The following is a 6,357-nucleotide window of genomic DNA, read 5'->3' on the forward strand; positions in this document are numbered from 1 at the left end:
CTCCTGACTCCTGACTCCTGACTCCTGAACTCCTGACTCCTAAAATGTTTACACCCCAACAAACGCAAGATGGTTCTTTTACCTTTTTTTCCACAGAGTTTAATGAAGCCTTTCATAGTCACTATGGAGCAAAACAAGAGAGTTTCTTGAAGTTTGCTGTTCCGACTCGATTACCAATATTAGCCGAAACGGGATTTGTGCGGCTGCTAGATGTTTGTTATGGTCTAGGATACAATACAGCGGCAGCTTTACAGACAATTTGGCAAGTAAATCCTCGTTGCCGTGTGGAAGTGATTGGCTTAGAACTAAATCCCATTGTCCCCCAGGCGGCAATTAACCATCAGTTATTTAATGGTTGGGACGACAAATATATAAAAATTTTAACTCAAATAGCGTTTGCACATCAAATCCACATAGATTATTTGCAAGCTACTTTACTAATTGGTGATGCTAGAAGCTTAATTGTACAAGTACATGAATCAGGTTTTCAAGCAGATGCAATTTTTCTTGATCCCTTTTCACCTCCGCAATGTCCACAATTATGGACAGTGGAATTTATCCAAAAAGTATCAGAATGCTTGCATCAAAATGGGTTGCTGGCTACTTATTCCTGTGCTGCGGCTGTAAGGACTGCATTGTTAGCTGCGGGTTTGGTTGTCAGTTCTACTCCACCGATAGGAAGACGGACTCCAGGGACTATTGCTGGACATCCCAAACATGGTGAGGAATCAACTATATCCTCTTTACCGCCTCTTTCCCAAGCTGAAGCAGAACATTTACGAACTCGTGCTGCTATTCCTTATCGAGATCCTAGTTTAAGTGATACTGCTGAAATGATACTCAAAAGACGACAAGAAGAAGTGCAAGTTTCTACATTGGAATCAAGTTCACAATGGCGCAAAAGGTGGCGAAGATAGGGATTGAAGACACTCTGCTGGGAATCGGCCTAAATCCTGGAAGTCATCATTGCAGGTGTAACAGAGGTATTTTTGATACTATAAGGGCTGGAAATTGCTACTTCAGTTGCCCATCCTGGCTTGAGATTCTGGAACAAACGATCAGGAGTCATGTCCATAGTAGCACAAAGAGGATCATTATAACCGTTGCCAGGCCCCCATTCCCAGGCATACCAGCCAATTTCGTGTTTGTGACATTCTTCTAAGATGGTTTTGTAGTCAATTTCTCCATCTGGACTACATCCACTTTTATTTTCACCAGCATAAGCTCCAAATTTGGAGAATTCGCCGACGATTAGGGGATAACCTAGATTAACTGACTTTTGCAATTGCGATCGCACAAAGTTAGCATCAGCACCATTAGATATACCCCAATAAAGGTGAACTGAAAACAGTAAATTGTTGTCTGGGTCAGTTTTGAGTAAAGTAGATGCAGTAGCATCGAGGATGCCGAGATTTTTACCCCAGTCGGGAGCATCTATTACTAAAGGAGTACGAATTCCTGCGGCTCGCATAGATTGAATAGCTGTTGTATAACCATCAATAAATTGAGCTTCATTCACCTGATCATTTCCTGCTTCATTGGCAATATTAACTAATAGATATTGTTGATATTTCTGGATTAAATTGACAACATTAGGCTGAACCCAGTAATCAACCAATGTCTGAAGACGATTCCATTCTCCTGTCGCATCATGTAACTCAATCATGGGAATAAGTTGATTATTTATGGCATTATTAATCAGTTGATCCAGGACATTAATATCTGTTGTCCTTTGTTGAGTTGTGATAGCCCAAACAATTCTGACTGTATTTGCCCCCGTTTTGCGAATTTCTGGGAAAGAAATACTGCCAGTGGGATCTTCTCCATCCCATACCGACATTTTGTTAACTCCGCGCAGAATGACTTTGTTGCCAAGCTGATCATATAGGTTTCTACCCTGGATATAAAAAGTAGTTTTTTGAGGAGTGTTGCGATTAATTTTTTGACGGTTTTTTTTGAACTTAACCAACTTAGCAACAGCTTCATAAGAAAATAATAAATTAGCAGCGAAACCAACTCCAAACCAAGTTAAAAATTGACGACGATTCATAAATAAATCCTTATTTTTAATTGCAAATATTTTTATCAGTATTGCTCACTTGGGAATTGTTTTTGAGATAATTATCTAACCAGTTACAACCCCGATCAATTAGATGATCAAAATCGAGAGTTTCGGCATTCCAGATTTCCACAAGTCCATCATCACTCACCGAAGCAATTTTTTTGCCATCAGGACTGAAGCTAACATTCAAAAAAGCATAACCATGTCCTTCAATAGTTTTGATTTCCTGACCATTTTCCACATTCCAAAGTCGGATTGTGCCATCAGAACTAGCAGAAACTATAATTTTGCTATCAGGACTAAAGTTAAATTTAGTAACTCCCGCAGTATGACCTTTAAAAGTTTTGATTTCCTGACCTTCTAAACTCCAGAGTTTGATGGTTTTATCCTGACTACTAGAGGCAATGATCTTACCATCAGGACTGAAACGAACATTAGTGATATAACTATTATGTCCTTTTAAAGTTCTCAGGTTTTTTCCTTCTAAGTTCCAAAGTTTTATTGTCCCGTCATGATGACCAGAAGCAATCATCATGCCATCAGGACTAAAATTAACACTACGAACCCTACCACCATTTCCTATCAAAGTTCTCAGTTCTTGATTATTTATATCCCATAGTTTGACTGTACCATCATAACTAGCAGTTGCCAGAATTTTACCGTTAGGACTAAAGTTGACATCAATAACTTGATCTTTGTGTCCTTGAAAGGTTTTAATGTTTTCACCATCAAGACTCCAAATCTTAACCGTTTGATCAAAACCTACAGTGGCAATTGTATTACCATCGGGACTAAAGGTAATGTTCCAAATCCGATTCCAATCAAGATTACTGTTGGGACTAATAGATTTGAGTTTTTGACCATCAATACTCCAAAGCTGAATAGTTTTATCATCTCCTGCTGAAGCAATGATTTTACCATCGGGACTAAAATTAATAGCCCAAAGAGAGTCAGAATGTCCAATTAAAGTTTTGGGTTCTTGATCAAGATTCCAAAGTTTAATTGTATTGTCAGCGCTCGCAGAGGCAATAATTTTATGATCGGGATTAAAACTCACACTAAAAACAGAATTATTATGCCCTTTGAGAGTTTTCAATTCTTTACCTTCAATACTCCACAATTTAACTGTGTTGTCAGCACTACCAGAAATGATCGTCTGACCATCGGAGCTAAAGCTAACACTAGTAACATAATTGTCATGTTTGCCAATAGTTTTGAGTTCTTTTCCATCTAAATTCCAAAGTTTAATAGTAGTGTCTCCTCCCGCAGTAACTATGGTTTTTCCGTCAGGACTAAAACTAACATCAAAAATAGATTGATTACCTGCTTTCCAGGTTTTAATTTTTTCTCCATTTGCACTCCAAATAATTATAAATCCCCCTAAATCAGCCGTAATGATGTTTTTGCTATTAAGACTACAACTAATACTCCAAATAGGAAATTTATGACCTTTGAGAGTTTTAATTCCTTGTCCATCAATACTCCAAAGTTGAATAGTATTGTCTTGACTAGGAGCAGCAAGGATTTTACTATCAGGAATAAAACAAAGACTATTCATGAAATTATCTTGGTTATCTTGTCCTTTTAAAGTGATTAATTCTTCTCCATTTATTTGCCATATTTTGATAGTATTATTTGCACTTATAGCCGCAATTATTTTATTATCTGGACTAAATTTAACATTTCTAAACATTTGATTATTATCAATAAATCTTCTGATTTCTTTGCCATTGATATTCCATAGTCTCACTGTATTATCTTCACTAGCAGTAGCAATTATTTTTCCATTTGGGCTAAAAGTTACACTTCTGACAGCATCATTATGTCCTTCTAAACGATTTCGTTCTCTGACTTTATAAACTGCTCTTTGTAATGCTAACTTTACTGATTCTTTAGTGTTAGCATCTGTCCAAGTTGCTGATTTTAATTGCCTAGCTGCTTTTAGGGCTGCAATTAAAGCATCAAGTTCTCTATTTGAGTTTAATAAAGCATGGGAAGAGATGCTCAAAGATGTGATTTTTTCTAATTGTATATCCTTAATCATTCTATTTGCCCAAGTTCCAGTAGACATCGCTATAACTATGCTAATTACTAATACTCCTCCTCCTATTTGAATCCGTTTTTTAGCTTTTTGATTAGCTACTAATAAAACATCATTTGCTGTTGCTAAAATCCCAGATGCTTCTGCTTCTATTTGCAATTTTTTCTGAATATCTCGCTTTTCTAATTCCTGACTAGCATCTAAGAATTTACGATCTAAATCACTCAAACCTTTATCTGCTGCCCAATTACGAGCGTCTTGTAAACTTTGACCACGTAATAACCGCGATTCATCTTGAAAATTGGAACTTACCCAAATATTTAAATTTTGAGAGTAAGGTCGAATATTTGCTAATACTTTATCAAGCCATATTTGATTAAATATTTCTGCATAAATACAATTGTAAATCCGCAATTTCCCCTGTTGTTTAACAATTAATCCTGTTAATCTTAATTGAGTTTGTTCAGGACTATCATCGGCAATTATTTCTCCATGGTTTAATATTTGCTGATATAATCCTAATAATCGTCCAGTTTGATTTTCTGAACTTTGTAAAATTCGATCACGGATAGTTTTTAAATGTTCTGGTTCATCTTGTGCTTCCCAATTTTCGATAATTTGAGTTTGGACTAATTTCTCTACATATTCTTTTTCCTGAAACTCTGGAAATGAATTATTAGAAATACAAATTAATTGACAAAGCTTTTGGGTTAAAAATGGTTGTCCTCCAGTCCACTTTAACACCTCTGCTAATATTGCCTGTGGTCTAGCAACTATGTCCTCTAAACCTTGCATTAAGGATTCTACTTCATTTAATTGAAATCCATTTAATTCGATAGCTCTACCAATATTAAAAGGTGTGCGATTTTTATCAGCAATTAAATTAGAGGGAGTTGCTACTCCTAATAAACAAAAGGTGAGCCGTTGATATTCTGGATTATCTGCCCGTTGATTATAACAAGCACGAATAAAGGCAAAAAAATCATCTTTAAAACTTATCCTTAAAATACTGTCAACTTCATCAATGAAAATGATAATTTTTCCGGGAAATTCTGTTAATAGTACATCATCAATTAATTCACTTAATCGTTGTTTAGGTGGTAAAAATTCCCGTTCTCTCCACCAAGTCCCAAAATTCACTTTTTTAGACAAACCAAAACCCCGCAACAACTCAGAAACCAATCCTCCATACCATTCAGAAGGTGTAACATGACTACCAATTCTAGTTAAATCAACTGATGCACATTTTATTCCTTCTTCTTTAAGCTGTTTCATAGTATGTACGCGCAGACTCGACTTACCCATTTGCCGCGAGTTTAAAACATAACACAAATCTCCGTTTTTTAAGCCTTCATAGAGGTCAGAATCAGCTTGTCTAATCACATAAGTAGGATGCTGATATTCTAGACTGCCTCCGAGTTTGTAGTAGTTGAAATTTGTCATACTATTTAAAAGAATGCAGAATTTAGAATTTAGAATTTAGAATTTAGAATTACGTTTTGCAACGGGGATTTTACCCCGACGCAAAACCCGCTGCTTGTAGAAGCAGGGGACTTTAACCCCCAAAGGTAAGTTAAGTAATTTAGGCATCTTGCCTGCTATTAGTGTATTTTATGGAGATGAGATTTGCTATCAATGAATGAATATAATTTAAAGGGTTTCTCCAGAAAAAACATATATTTTGGGATTTACCTGATTTTTTATGACATTTACTGATTCTTTCATATACAACTGATTTTTTAGGCAAAAATTCTCAGTTAAACCACTGATTTTTTAGGTATAGACAGCAATTAAATAAAAGAGCATAATCTTAGTTAACGAACGGTTTGCGATTCAAATTCACAAATAGAAATCCAAAGGAAATTTTATGAAAGTTAAAAAACTCGGTTTGGGATTATCAACACTTGCAGCCCTGTCAGTATTTACAAATCTTGCTTTTTCTCTGCCTGCTGTAGCACAAACATGGCAACGAGTTCCCGGTTGTGCAAAGAAAATCGCCCTTGGTGGTGCTGGTGCTTGGGTATTAGGTTGTGCCAAAGGTGGCAGTGGTGGTTATCAAATCTTCTCCTGGAATGGTTCTGCTTGGGATTTAGTTCCGGGTGCGGCTGTAGATATAGCTGTTGACTCCAGTGGTACTCCTTGGGTCGTTAGCACCGGTGGAGAGATTTTCCAAAGAAGTGGCAATTCATGGCAACGAGTTGCTGGTTGTGCCAAAAAAATCGCTGCTGGTGGTGCTGGTCCTTGGGTATTAGGT

General features: G+C 36.6%; 4 protein-coding genes. 2 read left to right on the top strand and 2 right to left on the bottom strand.

The features are described 5' to 3' along the window. Window positions 1-44: 44 nt before the first annotated feature. Window positions 45-917 carry a tRNA (5-methylaminomethyl-2-thiouridine)(34)-methyltransferase MnmD gene (locus FJR06_RS12935; RefSeq protein ID WP_168651571.1) on the top strand — a complete coding sequence of 291 codons (873 nt, stop codon included), beginning with the start codon at window positions 45-47 and terminating at the stop codon, window positions 915-917. Window positions 918-946: 29 nt separating this feature from the next. Here FJR06_RS12935 and FJR06_RS12940 read toward each other — a convergent pair whose 3' ends face one another. Together FJR06_RS12940 and FJR06_RS12945 are read right to left on the bottom strand one after the other, a co-directional pair. Then, window positions 947-2,050: a cellulase family glycosylhydrolase gene (locus FJR06_RS12940; protein ID WP_015079709.1), complete on the bottom strand. Its 1,104-nt coding sequence runs from the start codon at window positions 2,048-2,050 to the stop codon at window positions 947-949. Between the two features lie 16 nt (window positions 2,051-2,066). Further along, entirely contained in the window at window positions 2,067-5,546 is a 3,480-nt protein-coding gene (locus FJR06_RS12945) for an AAA-like domain-containing protein (protein WP_168651572.1), read from the bottom strand. A gap of 424 nt (window positions 5,547-5,970) precedes the next feature. On the opposite strand from FJR06_RS12945, the gene FJR06_RS12950 reads away from it, so the two are divergent. Further along, the coding region (locus FJR06_RS12950) for a tectonin domain-containing protein (protein ID WP_217359781.1) at window positions 5,971-6,357 on the top strand (387 nt) is incomplete at its 3' end.

This window comes from Dolichospermum sp. UHCC 0352 (assembly GCF_009711925.1).
Taxonomy (GTDB): domain Bacteria; phylum Cyanobacteriota; class Cyanobacteriia; order Cyanobacteriales; family Nostocaceae; genus Dolichospermum; species Dolichospermum lemmermannii.